This is a genomic window from Pseudomonas reinekei, from assembly GCF_001945365.1.
Lineage (GTDB): Bacteria > Pseudomonadota > Gammaproteobacteria > Pseudomonadales > Pseudomonadaceae > Aquipseudomonas > Aquipseudomonas reinekei.
The window spans coordinates 58,642-83,079 of sequence record NZ_MSTQ01000010.1 but is presented as its reverse complement, the minus strand read 5'-3'; the positions used below and the strand labels follow the sequence as shown (position 1 = coordinate 83,079).

The 24,438-nt window shown below is 60.5% G+C and carries 24 protein-coding genes; 9 read left to right on the top strand and 15 right to left on the bottom strand.

Going from position 1 to position 24,438, the window contains the following annotated elements; genetic code table 11:
- Nucleotides 1-132 precede the first annotated feature (132 nt).
- The 6 genes from BVK86_RS17665 to gatC all read right to left on the bottom strand — a co-directional run bounded on the left by BVK86_RS17665 (nt 133) and on the right by gatC (nt 5,357).
- On the bottom strand, nt 133-513 hold the full coding sequence (locus BVK86_RS17665; RefSeq protein ID WP_075947636.1) for a carboxymuconolactone decarboxylase family protein: 381 nt from the start codon (nt 511-513) through the stop codon (nt 133-135).
- On the bottom strand, nt 510-1,571 hold the full coding sequence (locus BVK86_RS17660) for a calcium/sodium antiporter (RefSeq protein ID WP_075947635.1): 1,062 nt from the start codon (nt 1,569-1,571) through the stop codon (nt 510-512). Before BVK86_RS17660 ends, BVK86_RS17665 begins: the two co-directional genes overlap by 4 nt.
- 50 nt (nt 1,572-1,621) lie before the next feature.
- Complete coding sequence (locus BVK86_RS17655) at nt 1,622-1,996, bottom strand: septal ring lytic transglycosylase RlpA family protein (protein ID WP_075947634.1); 375 nt, start codon at nt 1,994-1,996, stop codon at nt 1,622-1,624.
- A gap of 149 nt (nt 1,997-2,145) precedes the next feature.
- A complete protein-coding gene (gene gatB / locus BVK86_RS17650) occupies nt 2,146-3,591 on the bottom strand; it encodes an Asp-tRNA(Asn)/Glu-tRNA(Gln) amidotransferase subunit GatB (protein WP_075947633.1) in 1,446 nt (481 codons plus the stop codon).
- A gap of 10 nt (nt 3,592-3,601) precedes the next feature.
- On the bottom strand, nt 3,602-5,053 hold the full coding sequence (gene gatA, locus BVK86_RS17645) for an Asp-tRNA(Asn)/Glu-tRNA(Gln) amidotransferase subunit GatA (protein WP_075947632.1): 1,452 nt from the start codon (nt 5,051-5,053) through the stop codon (nt 3,602-3,604).
- 16 nt (nt 5,054-5,069) lie between these two features.
- The gene (gatC, locus tag BVK86_RS17640; RefSeq protein WP_007901429.1) at nt 5,070-5,357 is read right to left on the bottom strand and encodes an Asp-tRNA(Asn)/Glu-tRNA(Gln) amidotransferase subunit GatC; all 288 of its coding nucleotides are present in this window, start codon (nt 5,355-5,357) and stop codon (nt 5,070-5,072) included.
- 211 nt (nt 5,358-5,568) lie between these two features.
- Between gatC and mreB the strand changes: the two genes are divergently transcribed.
- The 8 genes from mreB (at nt 5,569) to tldD (ending at nt 16,797) form a co-directional block, all read left to right on the top strand.
- Nucleotides 5,569-6,606, top strand: coding sequence for a rod shape-determining protein MreB (mreB, locus tag BVK86_RS17635; RefSeq protein WP_002555108.1), 1,038 nt, complete (start codon nt 5,569-5,571; stop codon nt 6,604-6,606).
- Between the two features lie 143 nt (nt 6,607-6,749).
- A complete protein-coding gene (gene mreC / locus BVK86_RS17630) occupies nt 6,750-7,904 on the top strand; it encodes a rod shape-determining protein MreC (RefSeq protein ID WP_075947631.1) in 1,155 nt (384 codons plus the stop codon).
- Nucleotides 7,904-8,395, top strand: coding sequence for a rod shape-determining protein MreD (mreD, locus tag BVK86_RS17625; RefSeq protein ID WP_075947630.1), 492 nt, complete (start codon nt 7,904-7,906; stop codon nt 8,393-8,395). The genes mreC and mreD overlap by 1 nt, the downstream gene beginning before the upstream one ends.
- Nucleotides 8,396-8,426: 31 nt before the next feature.
- The gene (locus tag BVK86_RS17620) at nt 8,427-9,023 is read left to right on the top strand and encodes a Maf family protein (RefSeq protein ID WP_075947629.1); all 597 of its coding nucleotides are present in this window, start codon (nt 8,427-8,429) and stop codon (nt 9,021-9,023) included.
- Nucleotides 9,024-9,080: 57 nt separating this feature from the next.
- Nucleotides 9,081-10,538 (top strand): ribonuclease G, encoded by a 1,458-nt coding sequence (rng, locus tag BVK86_RS17615; protein WP_075947628.1) that lies wholly within the window; start codon nt 9,081-9,083, stop codon nt 10,536-10,538.
- Nucleotides 10,539-10,613: 75 nt separating this feature from the next.
- Entirely contained in the window at nt 10,614-14,417 is a 3,804-nt protein-coding gene (locus BVK86_RS17610; protein WP_075947627.1) for a YhdP family protein, read from the top strand.
- A 70-nt stretch (nt 14,418-14,487) separates the two neighbouring features.
- Complete coding sequence (locus BVK86_RS17605; protein WP_075947626.1) at nt 14,488-15,336, top strand: carbon-nitrogen hydrolase family protein; 849 nt, start codon at nt 14,488-14,490, stop codon at nt 15,334-15,336.
- An 18-nt stretch (nt 15,337-15,354) separates the two neighbouring features.
- Nucleotides 15,355-16,797: a metalloprotease TldD gene (gene tldD / locus BVK86_RS17600; RefSeq protein WP_075947625.1), complete on the top strand. Its 1,443-nt coding sequence runs from the start codon at nt 15,355-15,357 to the stop codon at nt 16,795-16,797.
- 48 nt (nt 16,798-16,845) lie between these two features.
- Here tldD and yjgA read toward each other — a convergent pair whose 3' ends face one another.
- Entirely contained in the window at nt 16,846-17,370 is a 525-nt protein-coding gene (gene yjgA, locus BVK86_RS17595) for a ribosome biogenesis factor YjgA (protein ID WP_075947624.1), read from the bottom strand.
- Nucleotides 17,371-17,478: 108 nt separating this feature from the next.
- On the opposite strand from yjgA, the gene pmbA reads away from it, so the two are divergent.
- Nucleotides 17,479-18,825 carry a metalloprotease PmbA gene (gene pmbA / locus BVK86_RS17590; RefSeq protein WP_075947623.1) on the top strand — a complete coding sequence of 449 codons (1,347 nt, stop codon included), beginning with the start codon at nt 17,479-17,481 and terminating at the stop codon, nt 18,823-18,825.
- A gap of 90 nt (nt 18,826-18,915) precedes the next feature.
- Here pmbA and BVK86_RS17585 read toward each other — a convergent pair whose 3' ends face one another.
- The 8 genes from BVK86_RS17585 to lptC all read right to left on the bottom strand — a co-directional run bounded on the left by BVK86_RS17585 (nt 18,916) and on the right by lptC (nt 24,435).
- Nucleotides 18,916-19,191 carry an HPr family phosphocarrier protein gene (locus BVK86_RS17585; RefSeq protein ID WP_075947622.1) on the bottom strand — a complete coding sequence of 92 codons (276 nt, stop codon included), beginning with the start codon at nt 19,189-19,191 and terminating at the stop codon, nt 18,916-18,918.
- A 15-nt stretch (nt 19,192-19,206) separates the two neighbouring features.
- A complete protein-coding gene (rapZ, locus tag BVK86_RS17580; protein WP_075947621.1) occupies nt 19,207-20,064 on the bottom strand; it encodes an RNase adapter RapZ in 858 nt (285 codons plus the stop codon).
- Nucleotides 20,065-20,066: 2 nt separating this feature from the next.
- Nucleotides 20,067-20,531 (bottom strand): PTS IIA-like nitrogen regulatory protein PtsN, encoded by a 465-nt coding sequence (gene ptsN, locus BVK86_RS17575; protein ID WP_075947620.1) that lies wholly within the window; start codon nt 20,529-20,531, stop codon nt 20,067-20,069.
- Between the two features lie 12 nt (nt 20,532-20,543).
- Complete coding sequence (gene hpf / locus BVK86_RS17570; RefSeq protein ID WP_007941242.1) at nt 20,544-20,852, bottom strand: ribosome hibernation-promoting factor, HPF/YfiA family; 309 nt, start codon at nt 20,850-20,852, stop codon at nt 20,544-20,546.
- A gap of 74 nt (nt 20,853-20,926) precedes the next feature.
- The gene (locus BVK86_RS17565) at nt 20,927-22,420 is read right to left on the bottom strand and encodes an RNA polymerase factor sigma-54 (protein ID WP_075947619.1); all 1,494 of its coding nucleotides are present in this window, start codon (nt 22,418-22,420) and stop codon (nt 20,927-20,929) included.
- A gap of 182 nt (nt 22,421-22,602) precedes the next feature.
- Nucleotides 22,603-23,328, bottom strand: coding sequence for an LPS export ABC transporter ATP-binding protein (gene lptB / locus BVK86_RS17560; protein ID WP_008054366.1), 726 nt, complete (start codon nt 23,326-23,328; stop codon nt 22,603-22,605).
- Nucleotides 23,328-23,876, bottom strand: coding sequence for a lipopolysaccharide transport periplasmic protein LptA (lptA, locus tag BVK86_RS17555; protein ID WP_075947618.1), 549 nt, complete (start codon nt 23,874-23,876; stop codon nt 23,328-23,330). The genes lptB and lptA overlap by 1 nt, the downstream gene beginning before the upstream one ends.
- On the bottom strand, nt 23,863-24,435 hold the full coding sequence (gene lptC, locus BVK86_RS17550; RefSeq protein WP_075947617.1) for an LPS export ABC transporter periplasmic protein LptC: 573 nt from the start codon (nt 24,433-24,435) through the stop codon (nt 23,863-23,865). Before lptC ends, lptA begins: the two co-directional genes overlap by 14 nt.
- Between the last annotated feature and the right edge of the window lie 3 nt (nt 24,436-24,438).

The window sequence follows — 24,438 nt, the reverse complement described above, 5'->3', positions numbered from 1 at the left end:
GATCCATTCGCGAGCAGGCTCGCTCCCACAGTTGACCTCCAGTGGACACAAAAATTGTGTACGACATAGATCCTGTGTGGGAGCGAGCCTGCTCGCGAAGACGGCTGCGCAGACAGCGCAAGTTCCAGCGATTCACTCCGGCTTCTGGTAGGTATCAATCACTTCCTGCGCCGCCCGAAACGCATCGATCGCCGCCGGCACACCCGCATACACCGCGCAATGCAGCAGCGCCTCACGAATCTCATCCACGGTGCAACCGTTATTCAGTGCACCGCGCACGTGACCTTTCAATTCCTGCGGGCACTTCAGCGCAGTCAGTGCGGCGAGAGTGATCAGGCTGCGGGTTTTCAGTGGCAAGCCTTCGCGGTTCCACACGGCGCCCCAGGCGTGTTCATTGACGAAATCCTGAAGCGGCTGGGTGAACTCGGTGGCGTTGCCCAGCGCGCGGTCGACAAAGGCGTCGCCCATCACTTGGCGACGTACTTCAACGCCGGGTTTTTTATGCTCGGTCATGGCAATTCCTTCTTGTGGTGTTGGCGCCGCCAGGCGCGCAGCGACGTGAACAGCAAGAACGCCACCAGCGCCGGCAGGATGTAAAACAGCATCAGGTGTTCAAGCTTGCCCGCCAGGGGCATACCCGTGGTGAACGACACCACGTGCAGGCCGTACGCCAGGTACAGGCCCAAAAACAGCAGGCCCTCGGCGCGGGTGACCCGATAACCGGAATAGAACACCGGCAGGCACAGCACCGTGACACCGAGCATGACAGGCAAGTCGAAGTCCAGGGCATTGGGCGATACCGACAACGGCGATGGCGCAATCAGTGCCGTCACGCCGAGCACGCCCAGCAGGTTGAACAGGTTGCTGCCGATCACGTTGCCCACGGCGATCTCGCGTTCACCGCGTAACGCGGCGATCAGCGAGGTCGCGAGTTCAGGCAGGGAGGTGCCCACCGCAACGATGGTCAAACCGATGATCCGCTCCGACAAGCCCAGGTCGGTGGCCACCGCCACCGCTGCGCCCAGCAACAAGTGCCCCGCATACACCAGCATCCCCAGCCCGGCGACGATCATCAGCACGCTGGTGAACCATGGCGTCTCGCCGCTGTGGTCATGGGTCGAAACCGGGCGCACCGAATGCCGTGACTGGCGCAGCAACAACGCCAGATACAGAAGCAATGTCGCCAGCAGAATCACACCATCGGCACGGGTCAGTTCTTCATTCCACGCCAGTACGGACACCAGCAGGCTGGCGCCGATCATCAGGGGAATGTCCAGGCGCACCAACTGCCTGGACACCCGTAGCGGAATGATCAGCGCCGAAAGTCCGAGGGTGACGAGGATGTTGAAGATGCTGCTGCCGATCACACTGCCGACAGCGATGTCAGCGTTGTGCGCCAACGTGGCTTGCAGGCTGACGGCCATCTGCGGCGCGCTGCTGCCGAGGGCGACGATGGTCAGGCCGATGATCAGCGGCCGAACATGCAGGCGTGCAGCCAGGCGCACCGCGGCGCGCACCATTAATTCGGCGCCGGCAATCAGCAGCACCAGGCCGCTGAGCAATTCGATCACGCTGATCAGGGGTAAGTCGGCTAGTCCGAGAATGGTCGGGGCTCCAAGTGTCAGTCGTCGAGGGCTTGCACGCGAACCCGCGCAGTGCCGCTCCTGATCATGCCCAGGCGCTCGGCAGCCTCATGGGACAAGTCAATCAGGCGTCCACGGGTATGTGGCCCGCGGTCGTTGATGCGTACCACGCAGGACTTGTCGTTATTCAGGTTGGTGACCTTCACCCGTGTGCCGAACGGCAACTGGCGGTGGGCGGCGGTCATGGAATTCTTGTCGAAACGCTCGCCACTGGCGGTGCGTTTGCCTTGGTGTCTGGCGCCGTAGTACGAAGCCACACCGGTCTTGTCGTAGCCGTGCGGATCGACGATGTCGTTACTCGCGCAACCGGCGAGGAGCGAGAGTGTGGCGCAAAGTCCAAGTAGACGCTTCATTTGAAGGCTTCCAGATACAAGTGTGGGAGCGAGCCTGCTCGCGAATGCAGTTCTGACAGTCAACTTTGAATTGAGTGCCGAATCCCATTCGCGAGCAGGCTCGCTCCCACAGGGCCTGGAGCCAGGTTGGAAAGCTGGCTCCATCCCTATCAGCCTTCGAGCTTGCTTTTGAGCAGTTCGTTGACCTGTTGCGGGTTGGCCTTGCCCTTGGAGGCTTTCATGGCCTGGCCGACGAAGAAGCCGAACATCTTGCCGCGCTTGGCTTCGTCTGCCGCACGGTATTGCTCGACCTGCTCGGCGTTCGCCGCCAGCATTTCATCCAGCACTGCCGAGATGGCGCCGCTGTCGGTGACTTGCTTGAGGCCGCGCTTGTCGATGATCTCGTCCGCGCTGCCTTCGCCGTTGGCCATCGCTTCAAACACGACCTTGGCGATTTTGCCGGAGATGGTGTTGTCCTTGATGCGCAACAGCATGCCGCCCAGTTGCTCGGCGGAAACCGGCGACTGCTCGATGTCCAGGCCTTGCTTGTTGAGCAGACTGCCCAACTCGACCATCACCCAGTTCGCCGCCAGCTTGGCGTCGCCGCCGATGCTCGCGACTTTCTCGAAGTAATCGGCTTGTTCGCGGCTGGTGGCCAGGACGCTGGCGTCGTAGACCGACAGACCGAACTGCTCCTGGAAGCGCTCGCGCTTCTGCGGTGGCAATTCCGGCAGGGTGGCGCGCACGTCGTCGAGGAACGAGTTCTCGATGACCACCGGCAGCAGGTCCGGATCGGGGAAGTAACGGTAGTCGTTGGCTTCCTCTTTGCTGCGCATCGGACGGGTTTCGTCCTTGTTCGGGTCGTACAGGCGGGTCTGCTGGATCACCTTGCCACCGTCTTCGATCAATTCGATCTGACGCTGGATTTCACTGTTGATCGCCTTCTCGATGAAGCGGAACGAGTTGACGTTCTTGATCTCGCAGCGGGTGCCGAATTCGACCTGGCCTTTCGGGCGGATCGACACGTTGCAGTCGCAACGCAGCGAACCTTCGGCCATGTTGCCGTCACAAATCCCCAGGTAACGCACCAGCGCGTGGATCGCCTTGACGTAGGCCACGGCTTCCTTGGCGCTGCGCATGTCCGGCTCGGAGACGATTTCCAGCAGCGGCGTGCCGGCACGGTTCAGGTCGATACCGGTGGCACCATTGAACTCTTCGTGCAAGCTCTTGCCGGCGTCTTCTTCCAGGTGCGCGCGGGTGATGCCGACACGCTTGACCGTGCCGTCTTCCAGGGCGATGTCCAGGTGGCCCTTGCCGACGATCGGCAATTCCATCTGGCTGATCTGGTAGCCCTTGGGCAGGTCCGGGTAGAAGTAGTTTTTACGGGCGAACACGTTGTGCTGGCCGATCTCGGCGTCAATCGCCAGACCGAACATCACCGCCATGCGCACCGCTTCCTCGTTCAGCACCGGCAACACGCCGGGCATGCCCAGGTCGATCAGGCTGGCCTGGGTGTTCGGCTCGGAGCCGAAGGTGGTGGAACTACCGGAAAAGATTTTCGACCGGGTGGTGAGCTGGGTATGAATCTCCAGTCCGATCACGACTTCCCATTGCATGTGTGTCTCCTCAGAAGCCGGTTGGGGTGCGGGTGTGCCAGTCAGTGTGTAACTGATACTGGTGGGCAACGTTCAACAGGCGACCTTCCTGGAAATACGGCGCGAGCAACTGCACGCCGACCGGCAGACCGTCGACAAAACCGGCCGGCATCGACAGGCCCGGCAGGCCCGCGAGGTTGGCGGTGATGGTGTAGACGTCTTCCAGGTACGCGGCGACCGGGTCGCTGTTCTTGGCGCCGAGCTTCCAGGCCGGGTTCGGCGTGGTTGGGCCGAGGATGATGTCGACCTCATTGAAGGCGGCCATGAAGTCGTTCTTGATCAAGCGACGAATCTTCTGTGCCTTCAGGTAGTAGGCGTCGTAGTAACCGGCGGACAGCGCATAGGCGCCGACCATGATCCGGCGCTGTACTTCCGGCCCGAAGCCTTCGCCACGGGAACGTTTGTACAGGTCGATCAGGTTGACCGGGTTTTCGCAGCGGTAGCCGAAGCGCACGCCATCGAAGCGCGACAGGTTGGACGAGGCTTCTGCCGGGGCGATCACGTAGTACGCAGGGATCGCGTGCTGCATGTTCGGCAGGCTGATTTCCTTGATCACGGCGCCGAGCTTTTCCAGCGCTTTGACGCTGTTGTGGATCAGCTCGGCGATGCGCGGGTCGAGACCGGCGCTGAAATACTCTTTCGGCACGCCGATGCGCAGGCCTTGCAGCGAGCCGTTGAGGCCGGCGCTGTAGTCCGGCACGGGCTCATCGATGCTGGTGGAGTCGTTCGGATCGAAGCCGGCCATGCCTTGCAGCAATATTGCGCAGTCTTCGGCAGTGCGGGCCAACGGGCCGCCCTGATCGAGGCTCGAGGCGTAGGCGATCATGCCCCAGCGCGAAACGCGACCGTACGTCGGTTTCAGGCCGGTGAGGTTGGTCAGCGCCGCTGGCTGACGAATGGAGCCGCCAGTGTCGGTGCCGGTCGCCGCAGGCAACAGACGAGCAGCAACGGCCGCCGCCGAACCGCCGGACGAGCCGCCCGGGACGCAATCCAGGTTCCACGGGTTTTTCACCGCGCCGTAGTAGCTCGACTCGTTGGCCGAACCCATGGCGAATTCGTCCATGTTGGTCTTGCCCAGGGTCACGGCGCCGGCAGCGGCCAGCTTGGCGACGACGGTGGCGTCATACGGAGCCTTGAAGTTGTCGAGCATCTTCGAGCCGCAGCTGGTGCGAATGCCCTGGGTGCAGAACAAATCTTTGTGGGCGATCGGCGCGCCGAGCAGGGCGCCGCTCTCACCATTGGCCCGGCGGGCGTCAGCGGCTTTCGCCTGCGACAGTGCCAGGTCTTCGGTGAGGCTGATGAAACTGTTGAGCTGTGGATCGAGCTGGGCAATGCGCGCCAGCAGGACTTTGGTCAGCTCTTCGGAGGAAAACTTTTTATCGGCGAGTCCGCGGGCGATCTCGGCCAGAGTCAATTGATGCATTGCAGGCTCTTTCCCTTTAGTCGATGACTTTCGGAACCAGGTACAGGCCGTTTTCGACCGCTGGTGCGATGGACTGGTAGGCCTCGCGGTGATTGGTCTCGGTCACGACGTCTGCACGCAGGCGCTGGCTGGCTTCCAGTGGGTGAGCCAGTGGTTCGATACCGTCGGTATTGACCGCCTGCATTTCGTCGACCAGCCCGAGAATGCTGTTGAGGGCTGAAGTGATGTGCGGAAGATCGGCATCATTTAGGCCAAGACAGGCCAGATGAGCGATTTTTTCCACGTCGGAGCGTTCAAGCGCCATTGGGATTCTCCAGTGGAAAACAGAACGGACGGCGTCCGTGTGTTAGATTGTCGGAACACTACCGCACTTCTACGGTCATAAGGCCGCGATTGTGGGGCTTGGTGCACAGAAAAGCGGCCAATTTAACATATTGGCGCCTTGCCCAAAATCCCTGTCGTTGTTAGAGTTTGCCGCACTTTTTTACCCACGCGTTGCCTAGGGTCCCTTTCCCATGTTCAAGAAACTGCGTGGCATGTTTTCCAGCGATCTTTCCATTGACCTGGGCACTGCCAACACCCTTATTTACGTGCGCGAGCGCGGTATCGTCCTGAATGAGCCATCGGTTGTGGCCATTCGGACACACGGTAACCAGAAAAGTGTCGTTGCTGTCGGCACCGAAGCCAAGCGCATGCTGGGCCGTACGCCGGGCAACATTGCTGCCATTCGTCCGATGAAAGACGGCGTGATCGCCGACTTCAGCGTCTGCGAAAAGATGCTGCAGTACTTCATCAACAAGGTTCATGAAAACAGCTTCCTGCAGCCTAGCCCTCGTGTGTTGATCTGCGTTCCGTGCAAATCCACCCAGGTTGAGCGCCGTGCCATCCGTGAATCGGCCCTGGGTGCCGGTGCCCGTGAAGTGTTCCTGATCGAAGAGCCAATGGCCGCTGCGATCGGTGCCGGCCTGCCGGTAGAGGAAGCTCGCGGTTCGATGGTCGTGGATATCGGTGGCGGTACCACTGAAATCGCACTGATCTCCCTGAACGGTGTGGTTTACGCCGAGTCCGTACGCGTGGGTGGCGACCGTTTCGATGAAGCGATCATCACTTATGTACGTCGCAACTACGGCAGCCTGATCGGCGAATCCACTGCCGAGCGCATCAAGCAGGAAATCGGTACTGCCTACCCGGGCGGCGAAGTTCGTGAAGTCGACGTTCGTGGCCGTAACCTGGCTGAAGGCGTTCCACGCGCATTCACCCTGAACTCCAACGAAGTGCTGGAAGCTCTGCAAGAGTCCCTGGCCACCATCGTTCAGGCCGTGAAAAGCGCCCTGGAGCAGTCGCCGCCGGAACTGGCTTCCGACATCGCCGAGCGTGGTCTGGTATTGACCGGTGGTGGCGCCTTGCTGCGTGACCTCGACAAATTGCTGGCCCAGGAAACCGGGTTGCCGGTGATCGTCGCCGAAGACCCGCTGACCTGCGTTGCTCGCGGCGGTGGCCGTGCACTGGAAATGATGGATAAACACACCATGGATCTGCTTTCCAGCGAGTAAGTCGCCGGATCGCCTCTTTGCTGTTGAGCGCGCAGGCGGCACTTTGCAGTGCTGCCTGTTCGCGTTTATCTTCTGTCACTCTGCATCCAGGCCGGTTTGCTGCCGTATGAATAAAGAGAACATTTGCCTGGGAGGAGCGGCTTATTAAACCGCTTTTCACCAAGGGTCCCTCACTGGGCGTGCGCTTGTTGGTGCTGGTCGTGCTTTCGGTCGCGCTGATGGTGGTCGATGCGCGTTTCACACTGCTCAAGCCAGTGCGTAGCCAGATGTCGCTGGCGTTGATGCAGTCTTACTGGATCACCGACCTGCCGCAGCGGCTATGGCAAGGTGTCGCCAGCCAGTTTGGCAGCCGGACCGAACTCGTCGCCGAAAACGAAAAGCTCAAGACTGAAAACCTGCTGTTGCAGGGGCGCATGCAAAAGCTGGCCGCCCTGACCGAGCAGAACGTTCGGCTGCGCGAGTTGCTCAACTCTTCGGCACTGGTCAACGAGAAGGTCGAAGTGGCCGAGTTGATCGGCATGGACCCTAACCCGTTTACCCATCGCATCATCATCAACAAGGGTGAGCGCGACGGAGTCGTGCTGGGTCAGCCGGTACTCGATGCCCGTGGCCTGATGGGCCAGGTGGTCGAGTTGATGCCGTACACCTCCCGCGTTCTGTTGCTGACCGATACCACCCACAGTATTCCGGTGCAGGTGAATCGCAACGGCCTGCGCGCCATTGCCAGCGGCACCGGTAATCCGGAGCGCCTGGAGCTGCGGCATGTGGCGGACACCGCCGACATCAAGGAAGGCGATCTGCTGGTCAGTTCCGGCCTGGGGCAGCGTTTCCCCGCAGGTTACCCGGTGGCGACGGTCAAGGAAGTGATTCATGACTCCGGCCAGCCGTTTGCCATTGTCCGTGCCGTGCCGACCGCCGCACTGAACCGCAGTCGTTACCTGCTGTTGGTATTCAGCGACACCCGTACCCCGGAAGAGCGCGCCAACGATGCCGCCCAGGCGCAGGAGTCTCTGGATGCGCAGGGTGGTGGGCCGATCATTCCGGCGACCGTGCCGAAGCCGGCGCTCGTCCCGTCTACCGTCGCAGCGCCGGCGTCACCCGCCACGCCAGCAACCCCGGCAACCGCACCGGCTGCCGCCGCACCGGTCAAGCCAACGGCCACGCACCCGGCGGCGACTAAGCCGCCCGCAACAGCACCTGCTGCGCCCGCCAAACCGCCGGCAGCTCAACCTGCCGTCGTGAAGCCTGCTGCCAAACCGCCTGTCTCTGCACCGGCTACCACTGGGGGACGAGAATAATGGTCGGTGTTACTGCCTCCCGAAACGGCTGGATCGTCTGGCTGACATTCGCCATCGGTTTGCTGCTCAGCGTTTCGCCGCTGCCGCAATTCATGGAAATCCTGCGTCCGCTGTGGCTGGCCTTGCTGCTGGCGTTCTGGGCGTTGGCGTTGCCGCAGAAAGTCGGGATGGTCACCGCATGGTGCCTGGGCCTGGCCGAAGACGTGCTCTACGGCACATTGCTGGGCCAGAACGCGTTGATCCTGACCCTCATCACTTACCTGGTCCTGGCGCTGCAACAACGTCTGCGGATGTTCCCCATGTGGCAGCAGAGCCTGGTGATCCTGGTGATCTTCGGCCTCGCGCAGCTTGTCCAGTTGTGGCTCAGTGCCCTCACCGGTAACCGCCAGCCAACGCTGGCGCTGGTATTGCCGGCGCTGGTCAGTGCCTTGCTCTGGCCCTGGATCAGCTTCGGTTTGCGCGGATTGAGTCGGCGCTACAAAATCAATTAATTCGCTCAGCATTAGACAGGGAGAGGTCTTGATGAAACGGTTGTACCTCGCCTCTGGTTCGCCGCGTCGGCGTGAACTGCTCACGCAGATCGGCGTGCCGTTTTCCGTTCTCAGTGCGGATATCGATGAAACCCCTCTGACTCACGAAACCCCGTCGGCTTATGTCGAGCGTCTGGCGCGCGGCAAGGCCGAGGCGGGGCGCTGTGCGGTCGTGTCGGAAGACTCGTTCTGTGTGCTCGGCGCCGATACCGCTGTGGTGCTCGACGGAAAAATTCTTGGCAAACCGGTTGATGAAGCCGACGCGTGCGCCATGCTGATGATGTTGTCCGGCAACGAGCATCAGGTGCTGACCGCGATTGCCGTGCTCGATGGCGAGCGTTGCGAGTCTCGGGTGATCACCAGCCTGGTGCGTTTTCGCCCTGTCAGTCGCGATGAGGCTGCAGCCTATTGGGCCAGCGGCGAGCCGAAGGACAAGGCTGGAGGCTACGGCATTCAAGGCCTTGGCGCGGTGTTTGTCGCCGGGCTCAATGGAAGTTACTCGGCGGTGGTCGGACTGCCGCTGTGCGAAACCGCAGAACTGCTCGGCCATTTCGGCATACCCTGTTGGCAAACCCATAACGCGCGTTAAGCGTCGTACTGACCCGATGCGGCCATTATCGTGAACATGCCTGAACGAGACCCTGCCATGAGTGAAGAGATCCTGATCAACATCACGCCGATGGAATCGCGCGTGGCGGTGGTCGAAAACGGTGTCCTGCAAGAGGTCCATGTCGAACGCACGCAAAAGCGCGGGATCGTCGGCAACATCTATAAAGGCAAAGTCGTGCGGGTGTTGCCCGGTATGCAGGCGGCATTTGTCGACATCGGCCTGGATCGCGCGGCCTTCATTCATGCGTCGGAAATCTCCCTGCGCGAAGGCCCGGCGGTGGAGAGCATCAGCGCACTGGTGCATGAAGGCCAAAGCCTGGTGGTGCAAGTCACCAAAGACCCGATCGGCTCCAAGGGCGCACGCCTGACCACGCAGCTGTCGATCCCGTCGCGCTATCTGGTGTACATGCCACGCACCGCGCATGTCGGCATTTCACTAAAGATCGAAGACGAAGCCGAGCGCGAGCGCCTCAAGCAAGTGGTCACCGATTGTGTGGCCAAAGAAGGCATCAAGGAAGCCGGCGGATTCATTCTGCGTACAGCGGCCGAAGGTGCCGGGGCTGACGAAATCCTGATGGACATTCGTTACCTGCGCAGGCTGTGGGACCAGATCAGTGAGCAGATCAAAACCATCAGCGCCCCGAGCGTGATCTACGAAGATCTCGGCCTGGCGCTGCGCACCCTGCGTGATCTGGTGAGCCCGAAAATCGAGAAAATCCGCATCGATTCCCGGGAAACCTTCCAGAAAACCACGCAGTTCGTCGCCGAATTGATGCCGGAAATCGCCGATCGTCTGGAGCATTATCCGGGCGAGCGGCCAATTTTCGATCTGTACGGTGTCGAAGATGAAATCCAGAAAGCCCTGGAGCGCAAAGTGCCGCTCAAGTCCGGTGGCTACCTGGTGGTAGACCCGGCGGAAGCAATGAGCACCATCGACGTCAACACCGGGGCGTTTGTCGGTCACCGCAACCTCGAAGAAACCATCTTCAAGACCAATCTCGAAGCCGCGACCGCCATCGCTCGCCAGCTGCGCCTGCGTAACCTGGGCGGGATCATCATCATCGACTTCATCGACATGGAAGATGAAGAGCATCAGCGCCAAGTGCTGCGCACACTGGAGAAGCAACTCGAGCGTGATCACGCCAAGACCAACATCATCGGCATCACCGAGCTGGGCCTGGTGCAGATGACCCGCAAGCGCACCCGCGAAAGTCTCGAGCAGGTGCTGTGCGAGCCGTGCACCAGTTGCCAGGGGCGCGGCAAGTTGAAGACGCCGGAAACCGTTTGCTACGAAATCTTCCGCGAAATTCTCCGTGAGGCTCGCGCCTATCAGGCGGAAGGCTATCGTGTATTGGCGAACCAGAAGGTTGTCGACCGTCTGCTGGATGAAGAGTCGGGTAACGTCGCCGAACTCGAGGTGTTTATCGGTCGCACCATTCGTTTTCAGGTGGAAACCATGTACTCCCAGGAACAATACGACGTGGTGTTGCTCTGATTCGCTGTGTTTTGATTTTTCCACAATGGCTGGCCTCAGCTTTTTGCAAAACTTTTGCCATGGGAGCCAACTGACATGGAGCGTCTGACACGCATTTTGGCCGCACTGACTCGCTGGGGTCTGGGCCTGTGCGCGTTGGTTTTGGTGTTGATGGCGTTGTACGTCAGCCTGGGCCGGGAACTGACTCCGCTGGTGGCCGAATACCGTGCCGAAGTCGAAACCAAAGCCAGCGAGGCTTTGGGCATGCCGCTGCAAGTTGGCGAGCTCGAGGGCAGCTGGAGTGGCTTTGCGCCTATTCTGTCGGCCCATGATGTGACGGTCGGTGACGGCGCCAATGCCCTGCATCTGGAGAAGGTGCGTGCGGTGCCGGACCTGTGGGCCAGCCTGATGGCCCGTGAAGTACGCATCGCCCATCTCGAACTCAATGGCCTGAAGATCAGCCTCAAGGAAGGCGAGGACGGTCAATGGGCGCTGGAAGGTTTGCCGGTCAAGGATGATCAGCCGCTCGACCCCGAGCAGTTGCTCAATCGCATGCAGATGATCCAGCGCTTGTCGGTGCTCGACAGCCAGGTCACCTTGCAGCCGTTTGGCGAGTCGCCGCTGACCCTGACCTACGTCGGCGCAAGTCTGAAAACCGGTGCCGTCCGTCAGCGACTGGATGCCCGCCTGACCTTGCCCGACGGACAGCCGGTGGCCATGAGCCTGCGCACCCGCATCCGTGCCAGTCAGTGGAGGGATGGCGAAGCAGAGGCTTACGTGAGCCTGCCGCAGAGCGATTGGTCGAAGTGGCTGCCGGAACGACTGACTCAACAGTGGAATTTTTCCGAGATCAAGGCCGGGGGCGAGATCTGGGCAACCTGGGGGCAGGGTGCCCTGCAGAGTGCGGCGGTGCGCCTGAATGCACCGCAACTCAATGGCGCTTACGCCGAGCGCAAACCGATCAAGATCAGCAACCTGGCGCTCAACGGTTACTTCCAGCGCAACGCCAAAGGCATGCAGGTGACGCTGGACTCGCTGGCCATGAACTTTGGCGAGCATCGCTGGGAGACGCATCTGCAGCTCCAGCAAACCGCCGCCTCCGACAAGTCTGAAGAACGCTGGCACCTGCAGGCAGACCGCCTCGACCTGACCCCGCTGACGCCGTTGCTCAATGCCCTGGCGCCTTTGCCGCAAGGCTTTGCTACGGTGGTCGACCGGCTCAAGGTGACAGGAGGGCTGCGCAATGTGCTGGTCGACCTGCGTCCCAATGCCACCGACGACAGCAAGTTCAGCTTCGCGGCCAACCTCGATCAGGTCGGTTTCGACGCTTATCACGGCGCTCCGGCGGCACGAAATGTCACGGGCAGCATCAGCGGTGACCTGGGGCACGGCGAGCTGCGCATGGACAGCAAGGATTTCATGCTGCACCTGGACCCGATTTTCGCCAAGCCATGGCAGTACATCCAGGCCAACGCCCGCCTGACCTGGAAACTCGACAAAGACGGTTTCACCCTGATCGCGCCCTACCTGAAAGTGTTGGGTGAAGAGGGCAAGATTGCCGGCGACTTCCTGATTCGCCTGCATTTCGATCACACCCAGGAAGACTACATGGACCTGCGGGTCGGCCTGGTCGACGGCGACGGCCGTTACACCGCCAAGTACCTGCCAACGGTCCTCAGCCCGGCGCTGGACGAATGGCTGCGCACGGCGATTCTCAAAGGCGCGGTGGATCAAGGCTTCTTCCAGTATCAAGGCTCGCTCAACCATGGTGCCGCCGATGCCGACCGCAGCATCAGCCTGTTTTTCAAGGTTCACGATGCCGAACTGGCGTTCCAGCCGGGTTGGCCGCACGTCAGCGGGGTTACCGGTGATGTGTTTGTCGAAGACAGCGGCGTGCGTATCCTGGCCAGCAAGGGCCAGTTGCTCGACACCCAGGTCAGCGAGATTTACGTGAACATTCCCCACGTGCCTCAGGGGCAGAGCTCCCATCTGTTGCTCGACGGCGGGTTTGCCGGTGGCCTGGGCGATGGCCTGAAAATTCTTCAGCAAGCGCCCATCGGTACGGCCGAGACCTTTGCCGGCTGGGAAGGCGAGGGTGATCTGCAAGGCAAGCTGAAGCTGGATATCCCGCTGGCCAAAGGCGAGCAGCCGAAAATCCTGGTCGACTTCAAGACTGCCAAGGCCCGCCTTAAACTTCCCGAACCGCCTCTGGAGCTGACTCAGCTCAAGGGCGACTTTCGTTTTGACAGCACCAAAGGGCTGAGCGGGCAGAACATCACTGCACGGGCCTTCGACAAGCCTGTGAGCGCGCAGATTTTTGCCGATGGCCGTGAAGGCAAGCTCAATACCCGGGTCGTGGCCTCGGGGCAGGTTGAAGTGAAGAAGCTCACTGATTGGCTGAGCGTGACCCAGCCGTTGCCGGTCAGTGGCGTGATCCCGTATCAACTGCAACTGACTCTGGATGATGCTGACAGCCAGTTGATGGTCAACTCCAGCCTCAAAGGGGTTGCCGTCGATCTGCCCGCACCTTTCGGCATGGCGGCGGATGTGGGGCGTGACACGACGTTCCGCATGACCCTGCAAGGCGCGGAACGGCGCTACTGGGTGAACTACGGTGAGCTGGCGAATTTCACCTTTGCCGCACCGACGGGCAACTTTGCCGAGGGCCGTGGCGAGTTGTTCCTTGGCAACGGCAATGCGGTGTTGCCGGGTGCTAAAGGTCTGCGCATTCGTGGCGTGCTGTCGGAGCTGGATGTTGGCCCATGGCAGGATCTGGTGAACAAGTATGCCGGACAGGATCCGGGCGGCAGTGCCAAGCAATTGCTCAGTAGCGCCGACTTCAAGGTCGGTAAACTCAGCGCACTGGGCACCACGCTGGATCAGGCTTCGGTGCAATTGACGCGCAAGCCGTCCGCCTGGGCCTTGCAGCTCGACAGCCAGCAAGCCAAGGGCAGTGCGACTGTGCCCGATGCGAAAGCCGCGCCGTTCGTGGTCAACCTGCAATACGTGCGGTTGCCAGCACCTGATCCGACGGTCCTGGCCGACGAGAATTCCCCCGATCCACTGGCCTCGGTCGATCCGACCAAGATCCCGGCGCTGGATATCACCATCAACCAATTGTTTCAGGGCAACGACCTGGTCGGCGGCTGGTCATTGAAAATTCGGCCGACCGCCAAAGGTATCGCTTTCAATTCGCTGGACATGGGCCTCAAGGGCATTCTGTTGCAGGGCAGCGGTGGCTGGGAAGGCACGCCCGGCGCCAGCACGAGCTTTTTCAAGGGGCGGGCCAGCGGCAAGAACCTCGCGGATGTACTCAAGGGCTGGGGTTTTGCGCCGAGCGTCACCAGCAAGGACTTCCATATGGATGTCGACGGACGCTGGCCGGGATCGCCGGCATGGCTAGCCACCAAGCGCTTCTCGGGCACCCTGGATGCATCGCTCAACGAAGGCCAGTTTGTCGAGGTCGAAGGCGGTGCCCAGGCATTGCGGGTGTTTGGTCTGCTCAACTTCAATTCTATCGGCCGCCGCTTGCGCCTGGACTTCTCCGACCTGTTCGGCAAAGGCCTGAGCTACGACCGGGTCAAAGGCCTGCTGGCGGCGACCAACGGCGTGTACGTCACCAAGGAACCGATCCGCCTGACCGGCCCGTCGAGCACCATTGAACTCGACGGTACCCTGAACATGGTGGCTGATCAGATCGATGCGAAACTGATGGTGACCCTGCCGGTGACCAACAACCTGCCGATCGCCGCGCTGATCGTCGGTGCGCCGGCCATCGGTGGTGCGCTGTTTTTGATCGACAAGTTGATCGGTGACCGCGTGGCCCGCTTTGCCAGTGTGAAGTACACCGTCAAAGGGCCGTGGAAAGAACCGAAAATCAGCTTCGACAAGGCTTTTTGAGTTCATTTTTGAAAAGCCACGCCCCAATCCTATGGAGTAGCATGGACGCCTATCGATTCAGGAGTGCGTCATGTCTGTTGCGGTGATTCAAATGGTCAGCCAGAGCGATGTGCTGGCCAATCTGTCCCAGGCCCGACGCCTGCTGGAGCAGGCTGCAGCCGGTGGAGCCAGGCTTGCCGTGCTGCCGGAAAACTTCGCCGCCATGGGGCGCCGCGACATTGCCGACATCGGCCGCGCCGAAGCCATGGGCGAAGGTCCGATCCTGCCGTGGTTGAAACAGACTGCGCGCGACCTCAAGTTATGGATAGTGGCCGGCACTTTGCCGTTGCCGCCGGTGGATCATCCGGCGGCCAAGGTGCATGCCTGCTCGTTGCTGGTCAATGACCAGGGCGAAACGGTGGCGCGCTACGACAAACTGCACCTGTTCGACGTCGACGTGGCCGACAATCGTGGCCGTTATCGCGAATCAGATGACTATGCTTATGGCAGTGGGGTCGTGGTGGCGGACACGCCGGTTGGCCGGGTCGGCCTGACAGTCTGTTACGACTTGCGCTTCCCGGAGCTGTACAGCGAACTGCGTGCAGCCGGTGCGGAACTGATTACCGCACCATCGGCATTTACTGCGGTGACCGGCGCCGCGCACTGGGATGTGCTGATTCGCGCACGGGCCATCGAGACGCAATGTTATGTGCTCGCGGCCGCCCAGGGTGGAACGCATCCGGGGCCACGGGAAACATTCGGTCATGCGGCCATCATCGATCCGTGGGGCCGGGTGCTGGCGCAACAGGATCAAGGCGAGGCCGTGCTGCTGGCCGAACGCGATAGCAGCGAACAGACGTCCATCCGGGCGCGGATGCCGGTGTCCAGTCACCGGCGCTTTTTCTCGCAGGGCGCCCAGCGACCTGCCTCAGAACGATGAATTTAAGGCGTAAAGCATATGAGCGAGTTGTTGTCCTCAGTCAGTGAACACCTCCTGGCGCCTGGCGGCGTAACGATCGAAAGCCTGCAAGGCGTACTCGGCGACCTGGCCGGCCCGGGCATCGATGCCGCCGACCTGTATTTTCAGGGCCAGATATCCGAGTCCTGGGCGCTGGAAGACGGCATCGTCAAGGAAGGCAGCTTCAACCTCGACCAGGGCGTAGGCGTGCGTGCGCAATCGGGAGAGAAAACCGGTTTTGCCTACAGCAACGCGATCACTCTGGAAGCCTTGGGCGCGGCGGCCCGTGCTGCCCGTTCGATCTCCCGGGCAGGACAGAACGGCACCGTGCAAGCGTTCACCACCCAGGACGTCGCTCAGCTTTACGGGCCGGACAATCCGCTGGAAGTGCTGACCCGCGCCGAAAAGGTCGACCTGCTCAAGCGCATCGATGCCGCGACACGCGCCCTCGACCCACGTATTCAGCAAGTGACCGTGAGCATGGCTGGGGTCTGGGAGCGAATTCTGGTGGCATCCACCGATGGCGGTCTGGCGGCGGACGTGCGACCGCTGGTGCGTTTCAACGTCAGCGTGATCGTTGAACAGAACGGCCGTCGCGAGCGTGGTGGCCATGGTGGTGGCGGTCGTACCGATTACCGTTACTTCCTCGCCGAAGACCGCGCCATGGGTTATGCCCGTGAAGCGCTGCGTCAGGCACTGGTCAATCTTGAAGCCATCCCCGCGCCGGCCGGTACGCTGCCGGTGGTGCTCGGCTCCGGTTGGTCCGGCGTGCTGCTGCACGAAGCGGTCGGTCACGGTCTCGAAGGTGATTTCAACCGCAAGGGCAGTTCGGCCTACAGCGGGCGCATGGGCGAGAGGGTCGCGTCCAGCCTGTGCACCATCGTCGATGACGGCACCCTGTCGGGGCGCCGCGGCTCCCTGAGCGTCGACGACGAGGGTACGCCGACCGAGTGCACCACGCTGATCGAGAACGGCGTCCTCAAGGGCTATATGCAGGACAAACTCAACGCGCGACTGATGGGCGTGGCGCGCACCGGTAACGGTCGCCGCGAATCCTACGCGCACCTGCCGATGCCGCGCATGACCAACACCTACATGCTGGCCGGCGAAAGCGATCCTGAAGAAATCATCGCTTCGGTGAAGCGCGGCATCTACTGCGCCAACCTCGGCGGCGGGCAGGTGGACATCACCAGCGGCAAGTTCGTGTTCTCCACCAGCGAGGCGTACCTGATCGAAGACGGCAAGATCACTGCACCGGTCAAAGGCGCGACCCTGATCGGCAATGGCCCGGAAGCCATGAGCAAAGTGTCGATGGTCGGTAACGACCTGGCGCTGGACAGTGGTGTGGGGACGTGTGGCAAGGATGGGCAGTCGGTGCCGGTGGGTGTCGGCCAGCCAACGCTGAAGATTGATGCGATCACCGTGGGTGGCACGGGGGCGTAAGACGTGAAGCTCCGGGTGAGTCGCCTGGCGACTCACCCGGTCAGAGATTTAACGCAGACCGCGTTGAGTCTCGTCCAGCTCACGGATGTACTTGAAGATTTTACGGCTGGAAGCAGGAGGCTTGTTTTGCGCAAGCTCGTGCTGGGCCTGACGGATCAGGGAGCGCAATTGCTGGCGGTCCGCGTCCGGGTAGTCGACGACGAATTTTTCCAGAGTGGCATCGTCGCCGGCAATCAGGCGATCGCGCCAGCGCTCCAGGTTATGGAAGCGTTCGTTGTACTGGCGAGTGGAGGCATCGAGTTGATCGAGCAGAACCAGAATCGCGTCAGTGTCCTGATCGCGCATCAGTTTGCCGATGAACTGAAGGTGCCGTTTACGCGCGATGTTCGCGGTGTGCTTGGGCGCATCGGCCAAGGCCCGGCGCAAGGCGTCGGTCAAGGGCAGTTTTGCCAGCAAGTCAGGCTTGAGTGTTGTAAGGCGCTCGCCAAGGTCAACCAGAGCATGCAGCTCGCGTTTAACCTGGGATTTGCTTTTTTCTCCCGTATCGAGGGAGTCGTCGTAAGAATCAACCATGGTGGCCGTCCGCAAAGAAACGCCGCCATGATAACCAGTCGGGGGCCGCTTGTCCGGCCCGGTCGCTCGATGACCGTTACCGAAAGCAGAATTTGAGTGGAGAACAGCATGAGTGCAGTTGAAAGCGTCGGCCCACAAGCGTTGCCGGCACTGCAGGAGCAAGTCGAGCAGATCATCGCTGAAGCCAGGCGCCAGGGCGCCAGTGCCTGTGAAGTGGCGGTGTCCCTGGAGCAGGGCCTGTCGACCACGGTGCGCCAGCGTGAAGTCGAAACCGTTGAATTCAATCGTGACCAGGGTTTTGGCATCACTTTGTACGTCGGCCAGCGCAAAGGCTCGGCCAGCACGTCCGCCAGTGGCCCGGACGCGATTCGCGAAACCGTCGCGGCGGCGCTGGCCATTGCCAAGCACACCTCTGAAGATGACGCGTCTGGCCTGGCTGACGCTGCGCTGATGGCGCGTGACGTGCAGGATTTCGACCTGTTCCACCAATGGGATATCTCCCCTGAACAAGCCATCGAGCAGGCGCTGGCTTGCGAAGCTGCAGCCTTTGCCGCCGACAGCCGAATCAAGAACGCCGACGGCACCACACTGAGCACGCATCAGGGCTGCCGTGTGTATGGCAACAGCCACGGTTTTGTCGGTGGTTATGCGTCGACGCGACACAGCCTGAGCTGTGTGATGATCGCCGAGGCCGATGGCCAGATGCAACGCGATTACTGGTACGACGTAAACCGCCAAGGCAATCTGCTGGCCGACCCGGTCAGCATCGGTCAGCGCGCTGCACAGCGCGCGGCGAGCCGCCTGGGTGCGCGTCCGGTGCCAACCTGTGAAGTGCCGGTACTGTTTTCGGCGGAACTGGCCGGTGGCTTGTTCGGCAGTTTCCTGTCGGCGATTTCCGGCGGCAGTCTGTATCGCAAATCGTCGTTCCTCGAAGGCACTCTGGGGCAGAAGCTGTTTCCGGAATGGCTGACCATCGATGAGCGTCCGCACTTGATGCGCGCCATGGGCAGTGCCGCATTCGATGGCGATGGTCTGGCAACCTATGCCAAGCCGTTTGTCGAGAAAGGCGAGCTGGTCTCCTACATCCTTGGCACCTATTCCGGCCGTAAACTGGGCATGCCGAGCACCGCGAACGCCGGTGGCGTGCATAACCTGTTCGTCACCCATGGCGATGAAGATCAGGCGGCGTTATTGCGGCGTATGGGCCGTGGCCTGTTGGTCACCGAACTGATGGGCCAAGGCCTGAACATGGTGACGGGCGATTACTCGCGGGGTGCGGCGGGTTACTGGGTCGAGAACGGTGAAATCCAGTTCGCGGTTCAGGAAGTGACCATCGCCGGCAACATGCGCGACATGTTCAAGCAGATCGTTGCCGTGGGTAATGACCTTGAGCTGCGCAGCAACATTCGCACGGGTTCTGTGCTGATCGAGCGGATGACGGTGGCGGGCAGCTAAACTCGTTCGCCACAAAAAAGGCGCGCCACCTGATTGGGTGGCGCGCCTTTTTTTTGGGGGGTACTGAGCGGGTTGGGTCTGGATTGGCGTTTACTCGCCTTCGTCGAAATAGCGGTTGATCAAGTCTTTCAACGCATCCAGCGCCCGTTGCGCGTCTTCGCCTTCGGTGCTGATGTAAATTTTGGTGCCCTTGCCCGCAGCGAGCATCATCATTGCCATGATGCTTTTGCCATCGACAGTGGATTCCGGGGTGCGTCCTACTCTGATCGTGCAATCCTTGAACTCACCGGCGACCCCGACGAATTTTGCAGATGCCCGGGCGTGCAGGCCCAGCTTGTTGATGATTTCGATTTCCAGAGCAGGCATCGCGATGTGAATCCTTTAGCTGAGGTCGCGGTGGCGAACCTGGACGTTCTTCAGGGATTGTTGCAGGGTCTTGCCCAGGCGTTCGGTCAGGTAGACGGAGCGGTGATGCCCGCCGGTGCAACCGATGGCGATAGTGACATAAGCGCGGTTACTGGCCGCAAAACGCGGTAACCATTTGAGCAGGTACGCGGAAATGTCCTGGAACATCTCCTCGACATCCGGCTGTGCCGCCAGGTACTCGGCCACCGGTTGATCAAGACCGGACTGCTCGCGCAGTTCCGGCTTCCAGTAGGGGTTAGGCAGGCAGCGCACGTCGAACACCAGGTCGGCGTCTACCGGCATGCCACGCTTGAAACCGAAAGACTCCACCAAGAATGCCGTGCCGGGTTCCGGCTGGTTCAGCAGGCGCAGCTTGATCGTATCGCGCAGCTGATACAGGTTCAGGTGGGTGGTGTTGACTTTGAGGTCGGCAAGATCGGCAATGGGCCCGAGCAGGCTCGTTTCGTCATTGATGGCTTCGGCCAACGAACGATTGGCACTGCTCAACGGGTGACGACGGCGGGTTTCCGAAAAGCGCTTGAGCAGGGTTTCTTCGTCGGCATCGAGGTACAGGACATCGCACTGGATGTGCCGGCTGCGGACTTCTTCAAGCAGCTCCGGAAACCGCGACAGGTGACTCGGCAGGTTGCGCGCATCGATGGACACGGCAACCAGCGGTTGTGCCAGTTCGGTGTGGATCAGTGCGCGCTCGGCCAGTTCTGGCAGTAACCCGGCAGGCAGGTTGTCGATGCAGTAATAGCCGTTGTCCTCGAGTACATCGAGGGCGGTACTTTTACCTGAGCCGGAGCGGCCGCTGACGATGATCAAACGCATGATTAATGCCCGTTTTGCTCGTCCAGGACAACCTGATACAAGGCTTCATTGCTCGGCGCGCTGCGCAGCTTTTCGCGCACTTCCTTGCGATCAAGCATGCTGGCGATCTGACGAAGCAGTTCCAGGTGCGCATCGGTAGCAGCTTCCGGGACCAGCAGAACGAACAGCAGGTCAACCGGTGCGCCGTCGATGGCATCGAAATCGATAGGGGCGTCAAGGTGCATCAAGGCACTGATGGGTGAAGTACAGCCCTTGAGACGGCAGTGGGGGATGGCGATACCGTTGCCAAAACCGGTTGAACCGAGTTTTTCACGGGCGACCAGGCTCTCGAAGACATCCTGCATGGCCAGATCCGGCACTTCGCGATGGATGAGGTTGGCAATTTGCTCGAGGGCTTTCTTTTTACTGCCGCCCGGCACGTTCACCAGGGAACGGCCGGGGGTCAGGATGCTTTCAAGTCGGATCATGGGTAGGGAGTGTTAACGACCGGTCGCGCCCTGGAGGAGGCTCTGGGTCTTTTCCTTATGCTTTTTGAGTTGTTTATCCAGCTTGTCGGTCAAGGCGTCGATCGCCGCGTACATATCGGTATGTTCCGCGTTGGCGACCACTTCATTGCCGGGAATATGCAGCGTGGCTTCGATTTTCTGCTTGAGCTTTTCGACCGTCATCGTGACCTGCACGTTGGTGATCTTGTCGAAATGCCTCTCTAATCGTTCGAGTTTTTCGCCGATGTAGGTGCGAAGAGGTTCGGTCACTTCCAGTTGGTGTCCACTGATGTTGACTTGCATACAGCTTCTCCTTCGTTGCCAGTGCATAAAGCGGCAGATCAGATGATCTGCCACTGGAACGCTGTGGCGTGGCTCTACATCAACCGCTTGCGTTCGCTCGAAGGCGCGATCCCGAGGGATTCGCGGTACTTGGCGACGGTGCGGCGAGCCACCTGAATGCCTTGTGCCTCCAGTAAACCAGCGATCTTGCTGTCACTCAACGGCTTTTTCTGATTTTCAGCGGCAACCAGTTTTTTGATGATCGCGCGGATCGCCGTAGACGAGCATTCGCCGCCTTCGGAGGTGCTGACGTGGCTGGAAAAAAAGTATTTCAGCTCATAAATTCCCCGAGGGGTATGCATGAATTTTTGCGTGGTCACCCGCGAAATGGTCGACTCGTGCATGCCGACGGCTTCAGCAATGTCATGCAGGACCAGGGGTTTCATGGCTTCGTCGCCGTACTCCAGGAAGCCGCGCTGATGCTCGACGATCTGGGTCGCCACTTTCATCAGGGTTTCGTTGCGGCTCTGCAGGCTCTTGATGAACCAGCGGGCTTCTTGCAGCTGATTGCGCATGAAGGTGTTGTCGGCGCTGGTGTCGGCGCGGCGTACGAAGCCGGCGTACTGGGCGTTGACCCGCAGCCGTGGCACCGATTCCTGATTGAGCTCAACCAGCCAGCGTTCGTTGTCTTTGCGCACGATGACGTCGGGAACGACGTACTCGGCTTCGGAGGACTCGATTTGCGAGCCCGGTCGCGGATTGAGGCTCTGAACCAGTTCGATGACCTGGCGCAGCTCATCTTCCTTGAGCTTCATGCGACGCATCAGCTGGCTGTAATCACGGCTGCCGAGCAGGTCGATGTAGTCAGTGACCAGTCGCTTGGCTTCAGCCAGCCACGGCGTCTTGGCAGGCAGCTGGCGCAGTTGCAGCAACAGGCATTCGCCGAGGTTGCGGGCGGCGATGCCGGCCGGTTCGAACTGCTGGATGCGGTGCAGGACGGCTTCGATTTCGTCCAGTTCGATGTCCAGTTCCGGATCGAACGCTTCAAGAATTTCTTCGAGCGTCTCGTCCAGATAGCCCTGATTGTTGATGCAATCGATCAGGGTCACGGCAATCAGGCGATCGGTGTCGGACATCGGCGCCAGGTTCAGTTGCCACAGCAGATGGCTCTGCAGGCTCTCGCCGGCCGAGGTGCGGGTGGTGAAATCCCACTCGTCGTCATCGTTGCTCGGCAGGCTGCTGGCGCTGGTCTGGTAGACGTCTTCCCACGCGGTATCGACCGGCAGCTCATTGGGAATGCGCTCGTTCCAGTCGCCTTCCTCGAGGTTATCTACCGTCGGGGCGCTTTCCTGGTAGGAGGGTTCCTGGATCTCTACGTTGGGCTTTTGTTCGGCGTTGTCGGCCAGAGGGTCGGAATTGTCGAAATCCTCGCCTTCTTCCTGGCGTTCGAGCATCGGATTGGACTCCAGTGCCTCCTGGATTTCCTGTTGCAGGTCCAGGGTCGACAATTGGAGCAGGCGGATGGCCTGTTGCAGCTGAGGTGTCATCGTCAGCTGCTGGCCCATTCTCAAGACTAGCGATGGTTTCATGGCAGGGGCTTAACACCTTATTCGCCGGCGCACATGCGCCATCCACTACAGGGCGCCGAAGCGCCAAACATAAGCAAATTATATGCCTGAAACTGAAGTGTTTGCCTAGAGCGCAGTAACAATAAAAACCTGTTGATTTTTACTGTTTGTCGCGAACTGTGCCGCCGTCGCGACTTCAGCGCTTACAGGCGGAACTCGTGGCCCAGATACACTTCCTTGACCAGATCGTTGGCCAGGATGGTCTCGGCGTCGCCTTCAGCGATCAGTTGGCCGTCGTTGACGATGTAGGCGGTCTCACAGATATCCAGGGTTTCACGGACGTTGTGGTCGGTGATCAGCACGCCAATGCCTTTGGCCTTGAGGTGATGGATGATCTGTTTGATGTCGCCTACCGAAATCGGGTCCACACCGGCGAAAGGTTCGTCGAGGAGGATGAATTTCGGGTTGGTGGCCAGTGCCCGGGCAATTTCCACGCGGCGGCGCTCACCGCCAGACAGGCTCATGCCGAGGTTGTCGCGGATGTGGCTGATGTGGAATTCCTGCAGCAGGCTTTCCAGTTCCTTGCGACGGCCGGCCTTGTCGAGTTCCTTGCGGGTCTCGAGGATCGCCATGATGTTGTCGGCTACCGAGAGTTTGCGGAAGATCGACGCTTCTTGCGGAAGATAGCCGATACCGGCCTTCGCGCGCCCGTGCATAGGCTGGTGGCTGACGTCGAGGTCGTCGATCAATACGCGACCCTGATCGGCCTGTACCAGTCCGACGATCATGTAGAAGCAAGTGGTCTTGCCGGCGCCGTTGGGGCCGAGCAGGCCGACGATCTGACCGCTGTCGATGGACAGGCTGACGTCGCGCACGACCTGGCGGCTCTTGTAGCTCTTGGCCAGATGCTGAGCTTTCAGAGTTGCCATTACTGGGCCTTTTGCTCGTCGGTTTTCTTTTTCGGCTGGATCACCATGTCGATGCGCGGACGCGACTCGGTCACGTTGGTGCCTGTGGCGCGGCCGGCGCTGGCGAGCTTCTTGTTGGTGTCATAGACGATTTTTTCGCCCTGGGTCACGTTGCCGTCCTTGTCGATGACTTTGGCGCGGTCGATCAGCACGACGCGGTCTTGCGTGGCGTGGTACTGAATGGTGACGCCATAGCCCTGCACCGGCTTGGTGTCGCCCGCCGTTTGCAATTGTTCGAAGTAGGCCAGGTTGCCCACCGAAGTCACCACGTCGATGTCGCCATTCGGAGCGCGGGTCATGGTGACTTTATTGCCGGTCACTTTCATCGACCCTTGGGTAATGATTACATCGCCCGTGTAGGTGGCAACGCCATTCTTGTCGTCCAGTTGGGCATCGTCGGCCTGAATGCGGATAGGCTGCTGCTGATCGGTCGGCAGAGCCCAGGCGCTCACGCTTCCCAGTGCTGCGCCCAGACCGAGCAAAATAGGGAGGGTTTTAACGAGCCTCATACTGTCCTCTTACGTTCGATAGCAGGTGTATCCTGCTTTCTTTCAAATACGCTTTCATTCCCTTGCCAGTCGATACACCGCCAGCGCCGTCAATTCTAACGGGTTGCTCGGTCTGCGCATATTGCTGCTGCGGGAACACCGTCATACGAGTGGTGGTGATCAGGGTTCTGCGGTTTTTCTCGTCGAAACGCGTGATGCGTACCGAGTCGATCAGTTCGACCTGGGTGCCGTCGGGATTGACCTCACCCTTTTCGCTCTGGACGTGCCACGGAAACTGCGTGCCGCGGAACATGTTCAGGTCCGGGTTGGTCAGCAGCGTCACTTCGGTCGCCTTCAGGTGCTCGACCTTGTCCGAGGTCATTTCATACTGCAACTTGCCGTCGGGCAGATACTGCACGCTGTGGGCGTTGATGGCGTAGTAGTCGATTGCGGCGTTATCGGCCTGCACAACCGGCTTGTCGAGAAAACGTTCCGGGCTGATGTTCCAGTAGCCGACCGCGGCGAAAATCGCCGTGATGCAGCCGAACACCAGTATGTTGCGAATCTTTTTACTCAGCATTTT

What these genes read in the sequence shown, in the direction of transcription:
- tldD (WP_075947625.1), top strand. Translation starts at nt 15,355, where the DNA reads ATGAGCGAGTTGTTGTCCTCAGTCAGTGAACACCTCCTGGCGCCTGGC.
- BVK86_RS17565 (WP_075947619.1), bottom strand. Translation starts at nt 22,420, where the DNA reads ATGAAACCATCGCTAGTCTTGAGAATGGGCCAGCAGCTGACGATGACA.
- mreD (WP_075947630.1), top strand. Translation starts at nt 7,904, where the DNA reads ATGGTCGGTGTTACTGCCTCCCGAAACGGCTGGATCGTCTGGCTGACA.
- gatC (WP_007901429.1), bottom strand. Translation starts at nt 5,357, where the DNA reads ATGGCGCTTGAACGCTCCGACGTGGAAAAAATCGCTCATCTGGCCTGT.
- gatA (WP_075947632.1), bottom strand. Translation starts at nt 5,053, where the DNA reads ATGCATCAATTGACTCTGGCCGAGATCGCCCGCGGACTCGCCGATAAA.
- BVK86_RS17665 (WP_075947636.1), bottom strand. Translation starts at nt 513, where the DNA reads ATGACCGAGCATAAAAAACCCGGCGTTGAAGTACGTCGCCAAGTGATG.
- ptsN (WP_075947620.1), bottom strand. Translation starts at nt 20,531, where the DNA reads ATGATCCGACTTGAAAGCATCCTGACCCCCGGCCGTTCCCTGGTGAAC.
- lptC (WP_075947617.1), bottom strand. Translation starts at nt 24,435, where the DNA reads ATGCTGAGTAAAAAGATTCGCAACATACTGGTGTTCGGCTGCATCACG.
- hpf (WP_007941242.1), bottom strand. Translation starts at nt 20,852, where the DNA reads ATGCAAGTCAACATCAGTGGACACCAACTGGAAGTGACCGAACCTCTT.
- lptB (WP_008054366.1), bottom strand. Translation starts at nt 23,328, where the DNA reads ATGGCAACTCTGAAAGCTCAGCATCTGGCCAAGAGCTACAAGAGCCGC.
- BVK86_RS17605 (WP_075947626.1), top strand. Translation starts at nt 14,488, where the DNA reads ATGTCTGTTGCGGTGATTCAAATGGTCAGCCAGAGCGATGTGCTGGCC.
- yjgA (WP_075947624.1), bottom strand. Translation starts at nt 17,370, where the DNA reads ATGGTTGATTCTTACGACGACTCCCTCGATACGGGAGAAAAAAGCAAA.
- pmbA (WP_075947623.1), top strand. Translation starts at nt 17,479, where the DNA reads ATGAGTGCAGTTGAAAGCGTCGGCCCACAAGCGTTGCCGGCACTGCAG.
- BVK86_RS17610 (WP_075947627.1), top strand. Translation starts at nt 10,614, where the DNA reads ATGGAGCGTCTGACACGCATTTTGGCCGCACTGACTCGCTGGGGTCTG.
- BVK86_RS17620 (WP_075947629.1), top strand. Translation starts at nt 8,427, where the DNA reads ATGAAACGGTTGTACCTCGCCTCTGGTTCGCCGCGTCGGCGTGAACTG.
- rapZ (WP_075947621.1), bottom strand. Translation starts at nt 20,064, where the DNA reads ATGCGTTTGATCATCGTCAGCGGCCGCTCCGGCTCAGGTAAAAGTACC.
- mreB (WP_002555108.1), top strand. Translation starts at nt 5,569, where the DNA reads ATGTTCAAGAAACTGCGTGGCATGTTTTCCAGCGATCTTTCCATTGAC.
- gatB (WP_075947633.1), bottom strand. Translation starts at nt 3,591, where the DNA reads ATGCAATGGGAAGTCGTGATCGGACTGGAGATTCATACCCAGCTCACC.
- BVK86_RS17585 (WP_075947622.1), bottom strand. Translation starts at nt 19,191, where the DNA reads ATGCCTGCTCTGGAAATCGAAATCATCAACAAGCTGGGCCTGCACGCC.
- BVK86_RS17655 (WP_075947634.1), bottom strand. Translation starts at nt 1,996, where the DNA reads ATGAAGCGTCTACTTGGACTTTGCGCCACACTCTCGCTCCTCGCCGGT.
- rng (WP_075947628.1), top strand. Translation starts at nt 9,081, where the DNA reads ATGAGTGAAGAGATCCTGATCAACATCACGCCGATGGAATCGCGCGTG.
- lptA (WP_075947618.1), bottom strand. Translation starts at nt 23,876, where the DNA reads ATGAGGCTCGTTAAAACCCTCCCTATTTTGCTCGGTCTGGGCGCAGCA.